22 protein-coding genes are annotated in these 19,649 nt (G+C 73.4%); 10 read left to right on the forward strand and 12 right to left on the reverse strand.

The window, feature by feature from the left end; translation table 11 throughout:
* Nucleotides 1-123: 123 nt before the first annotated feature.
* Nucleotides 124-1,398: a family 1 glycosylhydrolase gene (locus QI554_RS00800; protein ID WP_281464632.1), complete on the reverse strand. Its 1,275-nt coding sequence runs from the start codon at nucleotides 1,396-1,398 to the stop codon at nucleotides 124-126.
* A 198-nt stretch (nucleotides 1,399-1,596) separates the two neighbouring features.
* Here QI554_RS00800 and QI554_RS00805 point away from each other — a divergent pair, with 198 nt between their 5' ends.
* Together QI554_RS00805 and QI554_RS00810 are read left to right on the forward strand one after the other, a co-directional pair.
* The gene (locus QI554_RS00805) at nucleotides 1,597-2,268 is read left to right on the forward strand and encodes a TetR/AcrR family transcriptional regulator (RefSeq protein WP_281464634.1); all 672 of its coding nucleotides are present in this window, start codon (nucleotides 1,597-1,599) and stop codon (nucleotides 2,266-2,268) included.
* Between the two features lie 117 nt (nucleotides 2,269-2,385).
* Nucleotides 2,386-2,829 carry a hypothetical protein gene (locus QI554_RS00810; protein ID WP_281464636.1) on the forward strand — a complete coding sequence of 148 codons (444 nt, stop codon included), beginning with the start codon at nucleotides 2,386-2,388 and terminating at the stop codon, nucleotides 2,827-2,829.
* A 75-nt stretch (nucleotides 2,830-2,904) separates the two neighbouring features.
* Here the strand turns inward: QI554_RS00810 and QI554_RS00815 are convergent, their stop codons facing one another.
* The 9 genes from QI554_RS00815 to QI554_RS00855 form a co-directional block, all read right to left on the reverse strand.
* Complete coding sequence (locus tag QI554_RS00815) at nucleotides 2,905-3,351, reverse strand: DUF5709 domain-containing protein (protein ID WP_281464638.1); 447 nt, start codon at nucleotides 3,349-3,351, stop codon at nucleotides 2,905-2,907.
* An 89-nt stretch (nucleotides 3,352-3,440) separates the two neighbouring features.
* Complete coding sequence (locus tag QI554_RS00820; protein WP_281464640.1) at nucleotides 3,441-4,226, reverse strand: oxidoreductase; 786 nt, start codon at nucleotides 4,224-4,226, stop codon at nucleotides 3,441-3,443.
* A gap of 116 nt (nucleotides 4,227-4,342) precedes the next feature.
* Complete coding sequence (locus QI554_RS00825; RefSeq protein ID WP_281464642.1) at nucleotides 4,343-4,918, reverse strand: TetR/AcrR family transcriptional regulator; 576 nt, start codon at nucleotides 4,916-4,918, stop codon at nucleotides 4,343-4,345.
* A 39-nt stretch (nucleotides 4,919-4,957) separates the two neighbouring features.
* Entirely contained in the window at nucleotides 4,958-5,866 is a 909-nt protein-coding gene (gene ligD, locus QI554_RS00830; protein WP_281464644.1) for a non-homologous end-joining DNA ligase, read from the reverse strand.
* A 44-nt stretch (nucleotides 5,867-5,910) separates the two neighbouring features.
* Complete coding sequence (locus QI554_RS00835) at nucleotides 5,911-6,567, reverse strand: HhH-GDP family DNA glycosylase (protein ID WP_281464646.1); 657 nt, start codon at nucleotides 6,565-6,567, stop codon at nucleotides 5,911-5,913.
* Nucleotides 6,564-7,502, reverse strand: a complete 939-nt coding sequence (gene ligD, locus QI554_RS00840; protein WP_281464648.1) for a non-homologous end-joining DNA ligase — start codon at nucleotides 7,500-7,502, stop codon at nucleotides 6,564-6,566. Before ligD (QI554_RS00840) ends, QI554_RS00835 begins: the two co-directional genes overlap by 4 nt.
* 118 nt (nucleotides 7,503-7,620) lie before the next feature.
* Nucleotides 7,621-8,754 carry a cation diffusion facilitator family transporter gene (locus tag QI554_RS00845; RefSeq protein ID WP_425527893.1) on the reverse strand — a complete coding sequence of 378 codons (1,134 nt, stop codon included), beginning with the start codon at nucleotides 8,752-8,754 and terminating at the stop codon, nucleotides 7,621-7,623.
* Between the two features lie 68 nt (nucleotides 8,755-8,822).
* Complete coding sequence (locus tag QI554_RS00850) at nucleotides 8,823-9,239, reverse strand: hypothetical protein (protein WP_281464650.1); 417 nt, start codon at nucleotides 9,237-9,239, stop codon at nucleotides 8,823-8,825.
* Between the two features lie 11 nt (nucleotides 9,240-9,250).
* Nucleotides 9,251-9,814 (reverse strand): hypothetical protein, encoded by a 564-nt coding sequence (locus QI554_RS00855; protein WP_281464652.1) that lies wholly within the window; start codon nucleotides 9,812-9,814, stop codon nucleotides 9,251-9,253.
* Nucleotides 9,815-9,991: 177 nt separating this feature from the next.
* On the opposite strand from QI554_RS00855, the gene QI554_RS00860 reads away from it, so the two are divergent.
* A complete protein-coding gene (locus tag QI554_RS00860; RefSeq protein WP_281464654.1) occupies nucleotides 9,992-10,597 on the forward strand; it encodes a hypothetical protein in 606 nt (201 codons plus the stop codon).
* A gap of 297 nt (nucleotides 10,598-10,894) precedes the next feature.
* Entirely contained in the window at nucleotides 10,895-11,617 is a 723-nt protein-coding gene (locus QI554_RS00865; protein WP_281464656.1) for a HEAT repeat domain-containing protein, read from the forward strand.
* A gap of 27 nt (nucleotides 11,618-11,644) precedes the next feature.
* On the opposite strand, the gene QI554_RS00870 is transcribed toward QI554_RS00865, so the two are convergent.
* Nucleotides 11,645-13,159 carry an MFS transporter gene (locus QI554_RS00870; RefSeq protein ID WP_281464658.1) on the reverse strand — a complete coding sequence of 505 codons (1,515 nt, stop codon included), beginning with the start codon at nucleotides 13,157-13,159 and terminating at the stop codon, nucleotides 11,645-11,647.
* Between the two features lie 204 nt (nucleotides 13,160-13,363).
* On the opposite strand from QI554_RS00870, the gene QI554_RS00875 reads away from it, so the two are divergent.
* The 3 genes from QI554_RS00875 to QI554_RS00885 are packed head-to-tail and all read left to right on the forward strand — an operon-like array spanning nucleotide 13,364 to nucleotide 15,854.
* Nucleotides 13,364-14,290 carry an NAD-dependent epimerase/dehydratase family protein gene (locus QI554_RS00875; RefSeq protein ID WP_281464660.1) on the forward strand — a complete coding sequence of 309 codons (927 nt, stop codon included), beginning with the start codon at nucleotides 13,364-13,366 and terminating at the stop codon, nucleotides 14,288-14,290.
* Nucleotides 14,287-15,234: an RNA polymerase sigma-70 factor gene (locus QI554_RS00880; protein ID WP_281464663.1), complete on the forward strand. Its 948-nt coding sequence runs from the start codon at nucleotides 14,287-14,289 to the stop codon at nucleotides 15,232-15,234. Before QI554_RS00875 ends, QI554_RS00880 begins: the two co-directional genes overlap by 4 nt.
* A 38-nt stretch (nucleotides 15,235-15,272) precedes the next feature.
* Nucleotides 15,273-15,854, forward strand: coding sequence for an NADPH-dependent FMN reductase (locus QI554_RS00885; RefSeq protein ID WP_281464665.1), 582 nt, complete (start codon nucleotides 15,273-15,275; stop codon nucleotides 15,852-15,854).
* Nucleotides 15,855-15,949: 95 nt separating this feature from the next.
* Here QI554_RS00885 and QI554_RS00890 read toward each other — a convergent pair whose 3' ends face one another.
* Nucleotides 15,950-16,855, reverse strand: a complete 906-nt coding sequence (locus QI554_RS00890) for a UbiA family prenyltransferase (RefSeq protein ID WP_281464667.1) — start codon at nucleotides 16,853-16,855, stop codon at nucleotides 15,950-15,952.
* Between the two features lie 61 nt (nucleotides 16,856-16,916).
* Here QI554_RS00890 and QI554_RS00895 point away from each other — a divergent pair, with 61 nt between their 5' ends.
* Genes QI554_RS00895 through QI554_RS00905 form a run of 3 tightly spaced genes read left to right on the forward strand, consistent with a single transcriptional unit; the run spans nucleotide 16,917 to nucleotide 19,647 of the window.
* Nucleotides 16,917-18,056: a type III polyketide synthase gene (locus tag QI554_RS00895; protein WP_281464669.1), complete on the forward strand. Its 1,140-nt coding sequence runs from the start codon at nucleotides 16,917-16,919 to the stop codon at nucleotides 18,054-18,056.
* Between the two features lie 11 nt (nucleotides 18,057-18,067).
* On the forward strand, nucleotides 18,068-18,583 hold the full coding sequence (locus QI554_RS00900) for an isoprenylcysteine carboxyl methyltransferase family protein (RefSeq protein WP_281464671.1): 516 nt from the start codon (nucleotides 18,068-18,070) through the stop codon (nucleotides 18,581-18,583).
* Nucleotides 18,580-19,647: an NAD(P)/FAD-dependent oxidoreductase gene (locus tag QI554_RS00905; RefSeq protein WP_281464673.1), complete on the forward strand. Its 1,068-nt coding sequence runs from the start codon at nucleotides 18,580-18,582 to the stop codon at nucleotides 19,645-19,647. Before QI554_RS00900 ends, QI554_RS00905 begins: the two co-directional genes overlap by 4 nt.
* The last annotated feature ends 2 nt before the right edge of the window (nucleotides 19,648-19,649 follow it).

Raw genomic sequence — 19,649 nt, forward strand, 5'->3', positions numbered from 1 at the left:
TCCCTCCGAAACCTCGAAGGCCCGGACCACGTCGGCGGTCCGGGCCTTCGTCGCGCCCGCGTTCCGGAGCTCAGTCCTGGACGGAGAGCCGTTCCAGGTAGGCACGCATGGTCCGACCTCGGGTCAGTCGCGCGCGGCGGGGTCGCCGGCGATGTCCCGGGCCAGGGTGCCGAGCCAGTGGGCGGAAGGCTTCGGGGTGCGGGCGAAGGTCGTGCGGTCCACCGCGATGAGGCCGAACGTCGGGATGTACGAGCCCCATTCGTAGTTGTCGAGTGCGGTCCAGTGCAGGTAGCCGCGGACGTCGGCGCCGTCGTGGACGGCTTCGGCGAGCGCGGACAGGGCCCCCGACGTGTAGGCGATGCGCTGTTCGTCGTCGGCCGTGGCGATGCCGTTCTCGGTGACGAGGACCGGGACGTCCGGCCCGACGACGTCGACGGTGTGGCGTACGGCGTGGCCGACGGCCTCGGGGTAGAACTCCCAGCCGGTGAGCGTGCGTTCGGCGTCGTCGGGGGCGGGGAGCGGACCGTCGGGGCCGATGCGGGTGCGGGTGTAGGCCTGGACGCCGATCCAGTCGTCCTCGCGGGCGGCCTCGAGGAAGACGTCCTCGCGCGGGTGCGCGATGGCGGCGGCGACGGCTTCCGCGCCGGGCTCGGCCTGGTAGACCTGGTTCGCGACGGTCCAGCCCACCTTGTAGCGCGGATTCGCCGCCTTCAGCGCCTTGGCCGCGGCGTGGTGCGCGCGGATCAGGGCCTGGGACGTCTCCGCGTCGGGCGCGACGGAGGCCACGTTGATCTCGGTCAGGGTCTCCAGCGACTGACTGAGGAACGCCGCGGTGAGCGCGAGCATATTGGGTTCGTTGATGGTGGCGACGTACTCGACGTCGTCGCCCAGGATTTCGACGGCGGTCTCCACGTACCGGACGAACAGCTCCACGGCGCCGTCGGCCGTCCAGCCGCCGCGCGCCGCGAACCAGTGCGGGTTGGCGAAGTGATGCAGGGTCACCACTGGGGTGAGGCCGCGCTCGACGGCGCCGCGGACCATGGCGCGGTAGTGGGCGATCGCGGCGCGCGAGACGAGTCCCTCCTCGGGTTCGACGCGCGCCCATTCGACGCTGAAGCGGTAGGCGTTGAAGCCGAGGCCGCGCAGCAGATCCATGTCCTCGGGCCAGCGGTGGAAGCTGTCGACCGCGTCGCCGCTCGGCTCGCGCAGGTGGCCGCCGAGTGCGCCGGAGCCGGCCAGGCGCTCCAGGCCCCACCAGTCGCTGGAGACGTTGTTGCCCTCGGTCTGATGGGCGGACGTGGACGCGCCCATCAGGAAGTCCGCGGGCCAGCGGAAGCCCGCCGGGAGGGAGGGCTTCGCGGCGCCGTCCGCGGGGGCGGGGCTGATGCCGTCGGTCATGTGTGCCGTCCGTTCTCGAAGTGGCCGCGGACCGCGCCGGACGCACTGTCCGGGCGGGGCTCACGCCAATTGTCTGCGGTCGCAGAAATCTATTGTTGACGCCCGCAGAAAACAAGATCTAGGGTGATCGGAGCGGCCCGGTAGGCTGTGCGTCCGGCAGGCGCCTGCCGGCAAATGGGCGACCGGAGGAGACGGCGGATGGGCGAGGTCAAGCGGCGACCGGGACGGCCGCCCCTGATCAACCGCCGCAAGATCATCAACGCGGCGCTCGAACTGGACGCGGCAGGCCGCGCGTTGAGCATGCAGGCCGTCGCGGACCGGCTCGGCGTACCCCGCGGCACCCTGTACCACCACGTCGCCGACCGCGAGGAAATGGTCGCGCTGGTCGCGGTGGCCCGGCTCGAGGAGGCCTTCGACGAGGCGTGGATGCCGCCCCGCGACGCCGACTGGCGCACCTGGGTGTCCGCCTTCGCGCACGTCATGCGGGACGCCCTCATCGCCCACGGAACCCCGGTCGACCACGTCCTCCTGGAAGGCGTCACCGGCGCCCGCCAACTCGCCCAGGTGGAACGGGTCCTCGAGGCCATGGTGCGCGACGGCTTCACCCCCGCGCCCGCGATGCAGGCCCTCGGCGTGATCGCCGAAATCGTCACCGCCAACGCCCGTACGGTATTCGTCTTGCGCGCCCAGGGCACGGAGTCGCACGACGCCTTCCTGGCCCTGATCCGCGACAGCGCCGACCACCCCATGCCCCTCCTCGCCGCAGGCGCGGTGGAACACCCCGACCAGGACGCCCAGTTCGCGGTGAGCCTGGAGGTCGCCCTGGCGGGCATCGCCGCCGTCCTCCTCGACGGGCGGCCGACGACCTGAGGCCTGGCGGACGCCGGGGCGGGACGGCGCGGCGTCGGGGAGCCCGGTGCGGTCGGGGCGGGGGGCGACCGGCAGGATGGGGCGGAAATCGATCTTGCTCAGGGAGAGGGCCCGTTCATGACGCAGCCGCCGTGGCCGCACGGACCGTACGACGTGCAGGAGATGGGCGCAGGGCCCGGCTATGAGGCGTCGTACGACGGGACGATGCCCCGGGAGGTACGCGTCGTCCGCTACCTGATGAGCGGGTCCGGCGTCGCGGCGGTCGTCGTCACGGTGGTGGCGGGGATCCTCAACAGCGCGTTCGAGGCCGGTGTCGTGCTCGGCTCCGCCCTGCCGTACCTGGTGGCGCCGGTGCTGGGCGAACGCTTCGGCAAGGGCCGCAATGCGCTGCGCGTCGGCAGCATCGTCTGCGCGTCGTTCATGATCCTGTTCGGGCTGGGGCTGGCCGGACGGGGCTACCCGATCGGGCTCATCGGCGTCGGGGTCAGCGTCACCGCGATCGTGTACCTGAGCCGTCCCACCGCGCGGATGTGGTTCTCGCGGCCGAAGACGGGCTTCTGAGCGGCGCAACCCACGTGGACGGGCCCGGACACCGCTGGGGTGTCCGGGCCCGTCGTGGTCTCGCGGGACCGCCGGTCAGGCCTCGGTCTCCTCCGCCGGGACGGTGTGCACCGCGGCCTCCTCCGCCGAGGCGGCCCCGCCGTCGATGCCGACGTCGCGTGCCGTCCCGCCGGTGTCCTCCGCGAGCAGCCGGCCCGAACGCCGGTGCCCGGCCTGCTTGTCGACCGGCTCGCCGGCGCCGCCGGGCTGGTCCCCGACACCGTCGTCGTCGACCGTTTCCGGCTCCGGGCGTTCGCGCGCCAGGCGGCGGTCCAGCGGCTCCCCGGCGCGTTGTTCGCTCTGCGTGGTGCCGTGGTCCTCGACCGCGTACGGCCGTTCCGGCGGCGAGTAGCCCTGGTCGAGCAGCTCGTCGAGGTCGGGCTCGTCGAGCGCGTTCTCCAGGTCGTACGCGTCGTCCGGCGCGTCGTTCCCGGTGCCGTCCGGCTGGTACACGTCGTCGCCCCGGGCCTCGTCGTCGGGCATTGCGGTCCCTTTCGCCGTTCGTGGCTCCGCGCAGGCGCCTACGCCTCCGCCCGACGCGGCTACCCCGTGAGCGCAACGGCAACCGCAGGTCAGACGGTCTTGAGCGTGCCGCCGTCGATGACGTGGTCGGCGCCGTGGATGTTGGCGGCCCGGTCGGAGAGCAGGAAGACGATCAGGTCCGCCACCTCCTGGGGCTCGGTGAGGCGACCCGAGGCGATGCGGAACTGCGTGGGCAGCCCCGCGAGCAGGTCGGCGTGCGCCACCCCGTGTGCGGCGGCCACACTGCCCCCGAAGTTGTCCGGGTCGGTCCACAGCCTGGTGGCCACCGGGCCGGGGGAGACGGTGTTCACGCGGACGCCGTGCGGGGCCAGGTCCTCGCTGAGCCGCTTCCCGAACTGGTTCAGCGCCGCCTTGGCCTCCGCGTAGCCGATGGGCGCGCCGGCGGGCATGCGGCCGTTGATCGAGGAGACGTTCACGATCGAGCCCCGGCGCTCCAGGATGCTCGGCAGTGCCGCCTTGGTCGTCCAGACGGCGCTGAACAGGTTGAGGTCGAAGACGGTCTGCCACTGCTCGTCGTCGACGTCCAGGAGTCCGCCGAGGGACATGCCCTGCGGGTCGCCGGCGCCGACGTTGTTGACGAGGAAGTCGATGCCGCCGAGCGTGTCGAGCGCCACCTCGACGACCGACCGCGCGCCGTCGCGCGTGCTCAGGTCGACGGACACCGCCGTCGCGACCTTCTCCAGCTCTGGCGTGACGTTGCGGGCGGCGCCGACGACGCGGACGCCCTCCGCGGCCAGGGTCTGGGCGACCGCGAGGCCGATGCCGCGGCTCGCGCCGGTGACCAGTGCGGTCTTGCCGCTGATGCCGAGGTCCATGAAGTCCCCTATTTGTGCGTTGTTCGTGTGGTGGATTCGTGCGGTCGACCGCGAGTTCTTGAACCCGAGGTCAAAAATCAGGGCGTAAAAAAGGCGCGCCGTCCGGACGCCGTGTCTCAGAGGCCCGCCAGGGCGGTGTCGATGACCCCGTACAGGGTCTTCCGGTCGAACGTCTTGGCCATGACCCGCAGCCCCGTGAGGGTCGTCTGCAGGAACAGGGCCTGCGCCTTGGCGTCGAGGTCCTTCGCCACGTCGCCGTCCCGCTGCCCACGCTCGATGCGGGCGGTGAACAGCTCGATCATGCGCTGCTCCATGCGGTGCACCGCGCGGGTGGCCTCCTCGTCCCGCCCGCCCAGCTCCGAGACGGTGTTCTGCGCCAGGCAGCCGCGCTGGACCGGGCCGTCGAGGTCCATGTCCATGAGCAGCACGAGGTAGGCGCGGATGCCGTCCTTGGCCGTTCCGGGCCGCGCCAGGAACTCCTCGGTCACCTCCGACGCGGTCCGGCCGTAGAGCTCCAGCGCCTTGGCGAACAGCTCGCGCTTGGAGCCGAAGCAGTGGTACAGGCTGCCCTTGGCGACGCCGGTCGCCTCCGCGAGGTCCGCGGGGGAGGTGTCGGCGTAGCCCTTCGTCCAGAACGTCTGCATCGCCTGAGCGACGACGACGTCCGGTTCGAAGTTCTTCGGCCTGCCCATGGCGCCACCGTAGTCAGTTTTTGACCTGAAGGTCAAGTACTACCCGGCGAGGGCGTCCAGGGCGCGTCGCGCGCGGGTCAGGGAGCGGCCGCGGCTCAACACGTCGCCCCACGGGTTCGCGTCCAGCCGCTCGCCGACGGTGTGCAGCGTCCACCTTCGGGCGTCGAACCCGGGCTCGTCGATCTCGGTCCAGTCGACCGGCGCGGCGACCGGCGCGCCCGGCAACGGGCGGACGGCGTACGGGGCGACGGCGGTCTGGCCGTACGCGTTGCGCTGGACGTCCAGGTAGAGCCGCCCGCGCCGGGCCGCCTTGCGCGGCTCGGTGGTCAGCGCGTCCGGGTGCCCGGCGGCCAGCACGTCCGCGACGTCGCGGGCGAACGTACGGACCTCGTCGAAGTCGGCGCGCCGGTCGAGCGGCACGATCACGTGCAGGCCGCGCGAGCCCGTGGTCATCACGGCCGAGGGCAGGCCGAGGTCGTCGAGCAGCGGCCGCAGCCACCGCGCGGCCCGGAGCACCGGCGCGAAGTCCGTGCCGGGCGGGTCGAGGTCGAAGACGAGCCGGTCGGGGTGCCGGGGCCGGTCGACGCGGGACAGGAACCGGTGCGGCGTGATGCACGCCTGGCCCGCGAGGTAGACCAGCGTCGCGGTGTCCTCGCACAGGACGTAGGTCACCGTCCCGCCGGCCTTGGGCAGTTCGGCGCGGCGGATCCAGTCCGGGAAGTAGTCCGGGACGTCCTTGTGCATGAACGACGGGCCCTCGATGCCGTCCGGAAAGCGCTGCATCGTCAGCGGCCGTCCGCGTAGCTGGGGGAGCATGCGTCGCGCGACGGTGCGGTAGTAGTCGGCGAGGTCGGCCTTGGTGATGCCGTCCTTGGGGAACAGCGGCTTGTCGGGGCGGTTCAGGTGGACGGTCCGGCGTCCGACGGGGATGTCCAACACGGCGGTCATGCGGTGCTCTCCTTGCCTGGCGGACGGTTTGCCTGACGGGCGGGTTACGGCGTCGCCTCCGCGACCCGGTCGGCCAGCGCCTTGTCGAGCGCGACCCGCACCAGCGCCGCGGCCAGCACCGCGAGCCGGTCGTCGTCGACGAGGGCGGCGAGCGCCTTGGCGGAACCCGGGAGCCCGACGCGCCGGGCGCCCTCGAGGGCCTTCTCGTCGAGGACCGGGCGCAGGAACGGCCACACCGCCTGCGCCTCGCGGCAGAAGATCCGCGCCCCGGCCGGGCCGATCCCCGGGAACTCGCACAGCAGTTCCTCCACGCGCGCCTGTTGTTCGCCCGCCTCGCGGGCCAGGCGGCGCAGGTCGCCGCCGTAGCGTTCGCGCACCAGTTCGGCGCACGCGCCCAAACGGGTGGAGGTGCCTTCGTCATATCGGACGTAGTGCGCGCGACCCAGCGCGTCCACGCGCTGCTGCCACGTGAGTTCCGCCATCCCGGCCGGTGTGCGCCCGCCCGCCGCGAACAGCTCGCGGGCCGCGTGCACGGCGATCGACGCCTTGATGCGCGTGGACACGACGTTGGCCAGCACCAGCAGCTGCCACAGCGGCGCGGGCGTGTCGGCCAGTCGGATGCCGGCCTCTTCGGCGTACGTCGTCCCCGCCTCGGCGAGCAGCGCCTCGACGCGGGTGCGGCGGGCAGTGGGTGCGGTCATGGCGTCCCTCCGGGAACGGGCTCTTCGCGGACCACGCGGCTCGGGTCCTTGTCATCGCGCAGGCCGAGGAACCGCGGATGGCGCAGCCGCCCCGCACGCGTCCACTCGCTGAAGCCGACCTGCGCGACCAGCTCCGGGCGCACCCAGCGCGCCTGGCGCTCCTGGATCCGGTCGGCGAACGGGGAGTCGTCCTGGCGCAGGGCGTCCAGCCGCGCGCGCAGTTCGGTGAGGGTGCGGCCGTCGTATCCGGTGCCGACCTTGCCGGCGTACCGCAGCCGGCCGTCCTGGTAGTGGCCGACCAGCAGCGCGCCGAACCCGGCGCGCGAGCCCGCCGGCTCGGTGAAGCCGCCCACCACGAACTCCTGACCGCTCGAACACTTGAGCTTCAGCCAGTCGGTGGAACGCCCGTGCGCGTAGCGCGAGTCGGCCCGCTTGGCGATCAGGCCCTCCCACCCCTTGCCGCACGCCTCCTCGAGCAGCTCCTGCCCGCCGCGGTTGCGGTGTGCGGTGTAGCGCAGCGGCCCGTGGAAGTCGATCGCCTCCCGCAGCAGGGCCTTGCGGTCGCGCAGCGGCAGCCCGGTGGTGTCGCGCCCGTCGAGGCTGAGCAGGTCGAACAGGTAGTACGTGACGGCCACGCCGGTCGCGAGGGCCGCGACCGGATCGGACAGCCCCAGGCGCTGCTGCAACAGCTCGAAACTCGTCCGGCCGTGCTCCAGCGCGACGACCTCGCCGTCGACCGTGAACTCCAGACCGGACTGCTGTTCGAGCGCGGCCACCACCTCGGGGTACGTCCCGTTCAGGGCGCGCCCGGTGCGCGAGGTCAGCCGTACTCCGGCATCGGGGTCGAACGCGGCGAGCACGCGCACGCCGTCGAGCTTGCGTTCGAAGACCCACCGGTCGTCGAACACACGTCGGGACGTCAGGGTCGCGAGCATGGGCAACAGACGCGCTCCTCGAACACCGTGGGCGATACAGCGGCGGCGTGCGGCGCCGCGCGGCGTTGCCGCGCGGACGGCGCACCGCCTCAGGTGCGCGGCTACCCGCCCACGGTGATCACAACCGCGGCCCGGGCCCGTCCTCGGCGACGGCCTCGTCGAGCTCGTCCCGGTACTTGCGCGCCGCGCTCCGCTCGGCGGAACCGGCGTGGGTGGCGTCCAGGAACACCTGGTCCACGTGCGGCCACGACGCCGCGACCGACTCGCGCAGCCGCTGCGACATCGCCTCGACGTCGTCGCTGTCCAGGCCGTCGACGAGGTCGACGCGCGCCGCCAGCAGCGTCGAGTGCAACCCGAGGCGCATGGTGAGCAACTGCGTCACCACGTCGATCTCGGGCTGCTCCTCCAGACGCCGCAGCAACTCCCGCTGCAGACCGGGGTCGACGGCCTCGCCCAGGAGCTGGTCGCGCGCCGCCTTGCCGAGCCGGTACGCGGTGAACACCAGCAGCACGCCGATGCAGGCGGACGCCGCGGCCTCCCACACGGCGCTGCCCGTCGCCATGTGCAGCCCCAGCCCGGCGGCCGCCAACACGACGCCCAGCACGGCCGTACCGTCCTCCGCCAGCACGGTCCGCAGCGCCGGGTCGCCGAGCGTGCGGGCCTGCCGCCACACGGAGACCCCCGCGCGCCGGGCCTGGCCGCGCAGTTGCACCACGGCCCGCACCAGCGAAGCGCCTTCGGCGAGCAGGGCCACGCCCAGCACGGCGAGACCCGCGACGTATCCGGCGGTGTCCGGCTCGCCCGTCGTATGCAGCGCCTCGAACGCCTGGACGAACGAGAAGCAGCCGCCGACCACGAAGATCCCGACGGCCGCGAGCAGCGACCAGAAGTAGCGGTCCTTGCCGTACCCGAACGGGTGTTCGGCATCAGGTGTGCGGCGGCTGCGGGACAGCGAGGTGAGCAGGAAGCCCTCGTTGATCGAGTCGGCGACCGAGTGCGCGGCCTCCGACAACAGCGCGGGGGCGCCGGCCGCGATGCCGGCGACCGCCTTCGCGGCGGCGATCAGCATGTTGGCGGCCAGCGCCACCCACACGGTCAGGCGGGTCCCCGAGTCGTCGGAGGCGGAACCGCCGGCCGGGCGGCCTCGGGACCCGCCCTCGGCATGTACGGGCCGACGGGTCCCGGAGCCGTCCGGGGCGCCGTCGCGTGCGACGTCGCGCCGGCTCTCCCGGTCCTCTCGCGTCTCGGCCACGACGGGCCGCTACCCGGCTACCGGGGACGCATGCGGCTGCATGCGCCCGGGCCGCGTCACTCGGCGTGTCACGTGTTGAGCAGGCGGTTGAAGAACGAGCGGTACTGCTGCAAGGCGACCCGCAGGTCCTCCGTGTCGGCCTCCTCGCCCTTCGCCCACTGGTTCTCGAGATTCTCCTTGTGCGCGGCGAACGACTCCGCCAGCATCCGCATCACGTCGGCCACCAGGGTGTCGGCCGCGCGCACGGACTGCTCGGGCTGGTCGACGAACTCCGACTGGACCGCCCGCCACGCGGCACGGAACTCCTCCGTCTCGCGCGTCGGCAGCAGCGGCTCGCCTGCGTCGTGGCCTCGGTCCGCCGTCGACGGGGCCGGCATGCCGCGCGCCTGGCCCGCCCGGTCGCCGCCGACCGCGGCGGCCGCCTCGGTGCGTCCGTCCACCGCCTCGACGCCCGACCGCTCGCGCCCGGTGTCGTCGTCCTGCATCCTCGGCCTCCTCATGACGTCGTCCGTGCCTTCTCGCCGCCGTCGCCGCTGTTCGCGAGCAAGTCGTCGAACACCGCGCGGTATTCGACCAGCGCGCCGCGCAGGTCCTCGGTGCTGGCCTCGTCGGCGGCCGAACGCACCTGCACCGCATGCGCGTTGCGGTAGTGCTCCAACATGCGGCCGTGCTCCACCGACAGGACCGACATCTGCTCCTCGTAGCCCTCGGTGGGGTAACCGCGTTCGTTCATCAGACGGGTCAGCAGGCTGTCCGCCTCGTCGACGGCGTCGCCGGGCGTGTCGACGAAGTGCTCCTGCACCGCCCGCCATTCACGTACGTACTGCTCACGTGCGCCAGGCTCCAGCATTCTCAGCTCGTACGACTCGTGCCGCTTCTCCCGTGCGCGCAGCTCCCGTTCGGCCTCGATCCGGCCGCGGTCCTCGACCAGGCGGTCGTACTCGGGCCCGAAACGCTCCCGCAGCCGCCGGCTCTGCACGACCAACCACGCGGCGGCCGCCGCGACGAGCACCACGACCACCGCGCCGATGATGACGGCGATGAGCGCTCCTGTGGACATCACAACTCCCAGGTGTGGCAGGACCCCCCATGTGCACGGCGCTGCCCCGTCCCCGACGTCCGAAACGACACCCACCGCACGGCCCGTCCCCGCGAACCCGGGCATCGGCACGCCGAAACGGGGCAGCCGCCAGGTGACGGGAGCGCGGCGGACGGTGTCCTGAGGGAGTGGGCGGCCATGAGCGAGCTGTGGGTGGTCTGCGAATGGGAAGACGGCGACGGCCGCCGCCGCTGCGCGGTACGCAGCCGCGAGGTCGACGAGACGCCCCCGGGCACGTTGCCCGAGCCTGATGCGCGTGACGCGCCCGACGCGCCCGACGCGCCTGATGGTTTCGACGTGCCCGACGTGCCCGACGTGCCCGACGTGCCCGACGTGCCCGACGTGCCTGATGGGCGGGACGCGCCCGACGCGCCCGACGCGCCTGATGGGCCCGACGGACCTGACGCGTTCGACGTGCCCGACGCCGAGACCGTCGAGATCCTCGACCGCCTCGACGACGCCGTGCCGCCGGGATCGCTCTCCGAGTTGCTCACCACCAACGCGAACGCCTTCGCCATGGAACGCGCCTGCGGCCTCGCCGAACCCGGCCTCCGGATAGGCCTGGCCGACATCTCGGGCGGCCGCGTCCACGCCGAGGACGCCCTCCTGAGCTCGGCCGCCGACCAGGTCATCGAAGACGCGATCGCCGAGGTGGCCGAACGCTCCCGACGCGGCGGCTTCGCCCGCCTGCGCGTCTTCACCGTCACCGACGACGGAACCCTCGACCACCCGGGCGACGACTGACGACGAGCGACGGCAGCGCCCACGACGGCTTCCGCGCCGTGGGCGTCTTCGGCTTCAGCGCCGCGATGCTCCACTCCGCCCGCGAACGCCTCGCGGCTCACGAGCACCCGGCGCGCTCGGCCATGGCCCATAGCCGCCGACTTCCGCTGCCGACGGGCTGCGGGCCCGACCAGGCCCGCAGACCCGACCGCGGGCCGCTGCGCCTCCGCGTCGTCGCCCGTCCAGCCGGTCCAATGCCCGCGCGGGCGACGTCTGGGCGGTGTGCCAGGGTGGCCGCCGGATCAGGGGAGGTCATGGGTGGGTGTTGGTCTTGCGCTGGAGGACAGGCTCCGGGACCGCAGTACAGACGTGTTCGAACAGGCCGTTCGTGACGCCGTCCTGGAGGGCCCGAGCGGTGAGGCGGCACTGGCGGCGGTCTTCGGTGACCTCCGGAAGGACCGGCGGCTCGACGTCGTGGTCGCGCTCGGCGACGCCCAAGGCACCGCGGGGCCCGGGGTGTTGCGGGCGGTGCTCGCGTCCGCGGATGCGTCCCGCGACATGCGCTGCGCAGCTGTGTCGGCCTTGGCGAAGCGCTGCGGCGTGCACGCGTCCGCGGACCTCGCCACCGCGTTGGCGAGCCGCGATCCGGCGGTGAAGCAGTGCGCGATGCTGGGCCTGGCCTACGCCGGAGACGACCGTGCGGTCGATGCCGCCTTCGCCCGGTTCCGGCAGCTGACCCGGGGTTCGCAGACCAGGTACGGCTTCGAGGCACCGCACCTGTCGGTGCAGTCGCCAACCGTGGTCGCGGTGTTCTACCTGGCCCGTCACCTGGACGGCACGGGCGGCGTCCGCACCGTCCGGCTCGTCACCGCGCTGCGTGACCACTGGGACCGGCTGCCGGGCCGCGACCGCTCGTGGTTGGCCGAGACCTGGCCCGACGCCGACCCCCTCGGTCCCGAGCCGTCCCTCGTTCCCCCGCCGGACGAAGACCGCCTGGACCACTGGATAGCCCGCGACCCGCTCTTCGGCCCGGCGCACTGAGCGCGCGACGTCCCTGAACCTCAACGGTCAGGACACCGCGCTCACCGTGGGGCGTTCCGCTGTCGCGCCCTGGTTCGCTTCGGCGAGGGCGTCGCGGGGCTTGGCGTCGACCTTTTGGAGGAGGGGGAGGACCAGCACTGCGGCGACGACCAGGACGGCGGCGGCGATGTGTAGGGCTAGGGCGTAGCCGTCGGTCTGGGCGGTCTGGGGGAGGGTGCCGTCTTCGACGTGGTGGCGGACGTACCGCAGGGCGAAGGGCACCAACGTGGCCAGCCCGAGTGACGCGCCGACCTGCTGCATGGCGGTCTGGACGCCCGAGGCGAGACCCGCGTCCTGGCCGGTGACCTGGTGGAGGGCGCCGTTGGTGAGGGCCGGGTAGGCGATGGCGTTGAAGAACCCGTACACGAGCAGGCCCGGCATGATGCCGCCCACGAACGACGCGTCGGTGGCCAGGCCGTCCGCCGCGACGACGAGCCCGACCGCGCTGCCGAGGAACGCGACGACGAGGGTCGCCTTCACGCCGGCGATGCGCGGCATCAGCGCCGTGGACACGCCCATGCCGAGCCCGATCGCGATGGTGAACGGCACGTACGACAGGCCGGTCTCCAGCGGCGAGTAGTCCAGCACCTCCTGCAGGTAGAGCGTCAGCAGGAACGCGTACGTGTAGAACGCCGCCAGCGACAGCATGCTCACGCCGTTGGACGTCAGGCGCGTGCGGTTGGTGAAGAACCGCAGCGGGAGCATCGGGTCCGGGACGCGGGTCTCCCACCACGCCGTGAACGCCAGCAGCACCAGCCCGCCCGCGAGCGGCGCCAAAACCCTCGCCGAACCCCACGGCTCGTCGGCGGCCTCCAGCAGGCCGTAGACGACCGACACCAGACCGCCGGTCGCGGCGATCGCCCCGACCACGTCGACCCGCTGCCCGGCGCGCGCCATCCTGCTCTCCGGGAGCACCCGCGGGACCATGAGCAGCGCGAACACCGCGACCGGCAGGTTGACGAAGAAGATCCACCGCCAGCTCACCAGGTCGGTCAGCGACCCGCCGACGACCGAGCCGACCGCGCCGCCGAGCGCGGCAACGCCGCCCCACAGTCCGAGCGCCCTCGTACGCTCTGCCGGGTCCGTGAACAGGACGGGGATCAGCCCGAGCGCCGCCGGGCCCGCCAGCGCCTCGCCGAAGCCCTGGACGAAGCGTCCCGCGACCAGCATCCCGGAGTTCGCCGCCGCCCCGCACACGGCCGAGGACACGCCGAAGACCAGCACGCCGGCGACGAAGCCCCTGCGGCGGCCGTACATGTCGGCGAGTCGGCCGCCCAGGAGCAGGAACCCGCCGGCGGTGAGCACATATGCGTTGACGACCCAGGCGAGGCCGCCGACGGAGAAGTCGAGGTCGTCCTGGATGTGGGGGAGGGCGATGTTCACGACGGTGACATCCATCATCAGCATGAACTGCACTGCGGCCAGGACGGCCAGCGCCGTCCAGCGCCGGGGGTCGGCCGTGGTGTCCGTCCGTGCGGATGTGTCCTGTGCTGCGCTGCGCATGTGCGACCCGTTCCTTCGTCCTGCCTCGCATGGTCTGGGGGCGACGCGGCCCCGCCGCCCGAGACGAGGTGGACCCCGCCGGGTGTGACATCGCCGCGCCGCGGATCTCCCGACCTTCCCCCGTGTCACAGATCGCGGGGCTGTCTCGTCTCGGGTCGCAGAGAGCGGAGATCACGCGGAACACGCACCGAGCAGGAGACGGAGATGGCCATGCGAGTGTTCGTGGCAGGCGGGACCGGGGTGTTGGGGCGGCGGCTCGTGCCGCAGCTCGTCGCCCGCGGGCACCAGGTGACGGCGACGACGACCTCCGCCGCCAAACTGGGGCAGCTGCAGCGGATGGGCGCGGAAGGCGTCGTCATGGACGGCCTGGACGCGGCGTCCGTGCGCGACGCGGTCGAGCAGGCCCGGCCGGACACGATCGTCCACCAGATGACGTCGATCGCCGGCAAGCCCGACATCAAGCACATGGACCGGTGGTTCGCCGCCACCAACCGGCTGCGCACCGAGGGCACCGACCACCTGCTGGCCGCCGCCGCGGCGACCGGCGTACGGCACTTCGTGGCGCAGGGCTACGCGGGCTGGAACGGCCTGCGCGAAGGCGGCTGGGTCAAGACCGAGGAGGACCCGCTCGACCCGATGACGGGCACCACCGCCGCGCCCGGGATGGCGGCCATCGCCCACGTCGAGCGGACCGTCCTCGAAGCCGGCGGCGCGGTACTGCGCTACGGCGCCTTCTACGGGCCGGACGCCAGCGACGACCAGGTCCAGATGGTCCGCAAGCGGCAGTTCCCGCTGGTCGGCAGCGGCGCCGGATACAGCTCGTGGATCCACCTCGACGACGCGGCGGCCGCGACCGTCCTCGCCGTCGAGCAGAAGGCCACCGGGGTGTTCAACATCGTCGACGACGAGCCCGCCCCCGCCGCCGAGTGGCTCCCGTATCTGGCCGAATGCGCGGGCGCCAAGCGCCCGATGCGGGTTCCGGTGTGGCTTGCCCGGCTGCTCGCCGGCCAGGTCGCGGTGGTCATGATGACCGAGGGACGCGGCTTCTCCAACACCAAGGCCAAACGCGAACTCGGCTGGGAGCCGCGCTACTCAACGTGGCGTCAGGGATTCAAGGAGGGCGTCGCGTGACGCCGGCCGAGGAGTTCGAGGAGCTGCGGCCCCTGCTGTTCTCGATCGCGTACCGGATCCTCGGCAGCGTGAGCGAGGCCGAGGACGCGGTGCAGGAGACCTGGCTGCGGTACGAGGCGGTGGTGGACCGGCCGGCGTCGGCCAAGGCGTATCTGTCCGCGGTCGTCACCCGCCTCTCCATCGACGTGCTGCGCTCGGCACGGGCGCGGCGCGAGGAGTACGTCGGGGCGTGGTTCCCCGAACCGTTGCTGAGCGACCCGTACGACGACCCGGAACGCTCCGCCGAACTGGCCGACTCCGTCTCGATGGCCGCCCTGCTGCTGCTCGAACGGCTCAGCCCGCTCGAGCGCGCGGTGTTCGTGCTGCGGGAGGTCTTCGGGTTCACCTTCGGGGACATCGCCACCGCGGTGGGGCGCTCGGAGGTCGCGTGCCGTCAACTGGCCGTACGCGCCCGCCGCCACATGGACGCCGGGCGGCCCCGGTTCGAGGCCGACCGGCACGAACACGAGGAACTCGCCGAGCGGTTCTTCGACGCCTTCCGCGAAGGCGACGTCGACGCGTTGCGCGAACTGCTGGCCGCCGACGTGCAGATGGTCGGCGACGGCGGCGGCAAGGCCCCGCTCTGGTCCAAGGGCGGCGCGTTCGGCTTCGACAAGGTCGCGGCGATGCTCATCGCCTTCGCCCCGCCGTTCCTGTTCATCGGCGGCACCGTCGAAGCGCGCGAGATCAACGGCCAGCCCGGCGCGATCTTCCGCGACCGCGACGGCAAGGTTTTCAGCGCCTGGGTGCTCGACATCCTCGAGGGGCGGATCCAGGCGATCCGGACCGTCCTCAACCCCGACAAGCTCGGCCACGTGGGGCCGGTGGCCGACGCCTGGGCGGCCGTACGCGCGGCCCGGAACACGCACGGTTTCCCGGTCGACGCGGACCCCACGCAGCCGTGACCGCACCGGGGTTCCCGCCACCTGATCTGAGAGGCACTATGACCAAGATCGGCGTCATCATCGGCAGCACCCGCCCCGGGCGCGCGGGCGACCAGGTCGCCCGCTGGGTCCGCGGGCGCGCCGCCGAACACGCGGGCGACGCGGCCGAGTTCGAGCTCATCGACCTGCTGGACCACGCGCTCCCACTGCTGGACGAGCCCGTCCCGCCGGCCAGAACCCCGGGCGAGAACCCGCACACCGTCCGCTGGGCCGAACGGATCGGCGCCTGCGACGCGTTCATCATCGTCACCCCCGAGTACAACACCGCTCCGCCCGCGTCCCTCACCAACGCCATCGACTACCTGCACCGGGAGTGGGGCGGCAAGCCGGTCGCGTACGTCGGCTACGGCCGCTACGGCGCGCTCATGGCCGTCCAGAAGCTCCGCGCCCAGGCGGGGGCGCTGCGCATGGCCGACATCGGGCCGCAGCTGGTCCTGTCGCTCATCGACGACTTCGTGGACCTGACCGACTTCCAGCCGCAGGCGACACGCACCGCCGAGCTGCACCGGCTCCTGGACGAACTCCTGGCCTGGTCCCGGGCGCTCGGCACCCTGCGGGCGGTGCCGCAGGCCGCCGCCTGAGGCCACTCGTACGCCGGTGGCGGCGACCTCGGCCGGCACCGAGGCGCCGACCACCGGTCCCGCCGGTCAGGTCGGTCGACCACCGGCCGTGCGGGTCAGGTCAGCCGTCCGCCGCGGGCGACCAGCAGGAAGACCGTGAGCCCCGCCACCGCGACGGCCGCGAGGAACGGCGTGTTCGAACGCTCGTCGGCCGGCCAGGCCGCCCCTGCCGCGGCGACCGGGGCCGCGGCGGCCAACGTCGCCCAGCCCAGCGGTCCCGCGCCGCCCGACGGCCCGCACGCCACCACGGCGACAGCCGTGAGCAGCACCGGCGGGGCCAGCCGGCGAACCCACCGCGGACCGAGGCGCTGCGGCAGGCCGCGTACGCCGCCCGCCCGGTCGTCGGCGATGTCCGGCAGCACGTTGAGCAGATGCGCCCCCACACCGAGCAGCGCCGCGCCGGTGACCGCCCACCACGCCGGCCACGGATGCCCGGGCAGGCCGAGCGTGACGAACGCGGGCAGCGAGCCCAAGCCGACGGCGTAGGGCAGCGGCGACAACGGCGTGCGCTTGAGGGCGACGTCGTACGCCCACCCGCCCGCAAGCACGCCGACCAGGTGCGCCGCACCCGCGGGCCACCCGCTGAGCAGCGACAACGGCACGCACGCCGCGAGCGACAGACCCGACGCGACGCCGATCGCCCGCGGCGAGAGCTCACCGGACGCTGCGGGTTTGTCGGTCCGCCCGGCCGCCGCGTCCCGCCGCGCGTCGAGCGCGTCGTTGCACCACCCGATGGACGCCTGCCCCGCCAACACCGCCGCACCGACCGCCGCCGACCCGGCCACCCCCCGCCCCGCGGCCGCCGCGACCGCCGTGACGAACGCCGTGACCGCCACGGTCGGGAGCGGATGACACGCACGCGCGAGCGCCGACAGACACCGCACCGTGCGGGCGGCACGCCGCGGGCCCGGTTCGACGGGGACTGACAGGCGTCGGACGGCGAGGGACGGGTAGTCGCTCATGACCGCAAAGCTAGAGCAACCGCCACCAAACCGGCGGTAGGCAACGGGAAGGACTCCTCGGATGCCGCATCCCCGCCAGAAACACCCGACCAGGCGGGCCGCTCCCGCCGCCGAGACCGCCGAGACCGCCGCGGCCGGCGCCGTCATCGCCGCGGTGGACGTCGCCCTGCCGCCGCACCGCTACCCGCAGGAGGCGATCACCGAGATGGTCGGCGACGTCTGCCTCCCCGCCGGCGCCGACCGGGGTCTGCTTCAACGGGTGCACGCGTCCGCCGGGGTGCGGACGCGGCACCTTGCGCTGCCGATCGAACAGTACGCGGGGCTCGGGGACTTCGGCCGCGCCAATGACGCCTGGATCGCCACGGCGCTCGACCTCGGCGAGGAGGCGGTCGGCGGCGCGCTCAAACAGGCCGGGCTCGAACCGGGCGACGTCGACCTGATCGCCTGCGCGTCCGTCACCGGCCTCGCGGTGCCGTCGCTGGACGCCCGGCTCGCGGGACGGCTCGGCATGCGGCCCGACGTCAAGCGCTTACCCCTGTTCGGCCTCGGCTGTGTCGCGGGCGCCGCCGGGATCGCACGCCTGCACGACTACCTGCGCGGGCACCCCGGCGACGTCGCCGTGCTGCTCTGCGCCGAACTGTGCTCGTTGACCGTGCAACGCGGCGACGACTCGCCCGCCAACCTCGTCGCGGGCGCGCTGTTCGGCGACGGCGCCGCCGCTGTCGTCGCCGTCGGGAACGCGCATCCGCTGGCGGCCCGCGCCGAAGGGCCCCGCGTGCTCGCCACGCGCAGTGAGCTGTACCCCGAGACCGAGCACGTCATGGGCTGGGAGATCGGCTCCTCCGGCTTCAAGGTCGTGCTCAGCGCCGACGTGCCGGCCTTCGTCCGCGCGGACCTACGGCGCGGCGTCGAGGAGTTCCTCGCCGACCACGGCCTCGGCATCGGCGACATCACCACCTGGGTGTCCCACCCCGGCGGCCCCAAGGTCCTCGACGCGGTCGCCGAGAGCCTCGGCCTGGGTGCCGACGCCCTTGCGGTGACCTGGAGTTCGCTGGCCTCCGTCGGGAACATGTCGTCGGCGTCGGTGCTGCACGTCCTCCAGCAGACCCGCGAGGCACACCGGCCGCCGCCGGGCTCGTGGGGACTGCTGCTCGCCCTCGGCCCGGGGTTCTGCTCCGAGCTGGTCCTGCTGCGCTGGTGAAGGAGCCCGCCATGGACTGGTACACGCTGCTGGTCGCCGCCGTCGCGGCCGAACGCCTCGCGGAACTCGTCGTCGGCAAGCGCAATTCCGCGTGGACGCTCGCCCGCGGCGGTGTCGAGTACGGGCGCGGCCACTATCCCTGGATGGTCGCCCTGCACACCGGGCTCCTGCTCGGCTGCCTCGTCGAACCCGCGGTCGCGGACCGGCCGTTCCTGCCCTGGCTGGGCTGGCCGATGCTCGCGCTCGTCGTCCTGGCGCAGGGGCTGCGGTGGTGGTGCATCCTGGCGCTCGGCCCGTACTGGAACACCCGGGTCATCGTGGTGCCCGGCGCGCGGCTGGTCCGGCGCGGCCCGTACCGGTTCGCGCTGCGCCACCCGAACTACGTCGCGGTCGCCGTCGAGGGCTTCGCACTACCGCTGGTGCACAGCGCGTGGGTCACCGCACTGCTGCTCACGGTCGGCAACACGCTGCTGATGCGCGTGCGGATCCCGTGCGAGGACGCGGCGTTGCGGGCGGCGGTGGCGTGACCGGCTTCGACGTGGACGTGGTGGTCGCGGGCGGAGGACCCGCGGGGCTCGCGACCGCCCTGCACGCCGCGCGCGCCGGATTCACGGTCGCCGTCGCCGAACCGCGCGGCGCCCCGGTCGACAAGGCCTGCGGCGAGGGCCTGATGCCCGGCGGGGTGAGCGCGCTCAGGGCGCTCGGCGTCGAGCCGCCGGGCCACCCCTTCGCCGGCATCCGCTACCAGCGAGGCGACCGGTGCGCCGACGCGCTGTTCCGGAACGGCACCGGGCTGGGGGTACGGCGCACCGACCTCAGCGACGCGCTGCACAAGGCGGTCGCGGACGCGGGCGTGCCCGTACTGCCGGTCAAGGTGACCGCCGCCGCGCAGGACCGCACCGGCGTGACCGCGTACGGGCCCGACCTGCGCGCCCGATGGCTCGTCGCCGCCGACGGCCTGCACTCCCCGCTGCGCCGTGCGCTCGGCCTGGACCGGCCGAGCCCCGGACCGGCACGGTACGGCCTGCGCCGCCACTTCGCCGCCGCGCCCGCGAGCCGCTTCGTCGAAGTCCACTGGGGCGCACGGTCGGAGGTCTACATCACCCCGCTGTCGCCCGAGCTCGTCGGCGTCGCGGTACTCACCTGCGTCCGCGCGCCGTTCGAGGAGCAGCTTGCCGAATTCCCCCACCTCGCACGCCGCTTCGCCGACACCCGCGCGGTGACAGCCGTACGCGGAGCCGGCCCGCTGCGCCGTACTGCGGCCCGCAGGGTGTGCGGACGCGTGCTGCTCGCCGGCGACGCCGCGGGCTACGTCGACGCCCTCACCGGCGAAGGCGTCGCCCTGGCCCTCACCGGCGCCGAGGCCCTGGTCGCATGCCTCGCCCGCGGCCGCCCGGACGCCTACGAGGCCGCCTGGCGCCGCGTGACCCGCCACTACCGCCTCCTGACCGCCGCCCTCCTCGCAGCCCGCCGCCACCCGCCCCTGGCCCGCACCATCGTCCCGGCAGCGGCACGCCTGCCCTTCGTCTTCGACGCCGCCGTCGACGCGATGGCGCACTGCCCCGCACCCGAGCGCGGCGGCCGCCGGTAAAT

This window comes from Yinghuangia seranimata (assembly GCF_029953285.1).
Taxonomy (GTDB): Bacteria; Actinomycetota; Actinomycetes; order Streptomycetales; family Streptomycetaceae; genus Yinghuangia; species Yinghuangia seranimata.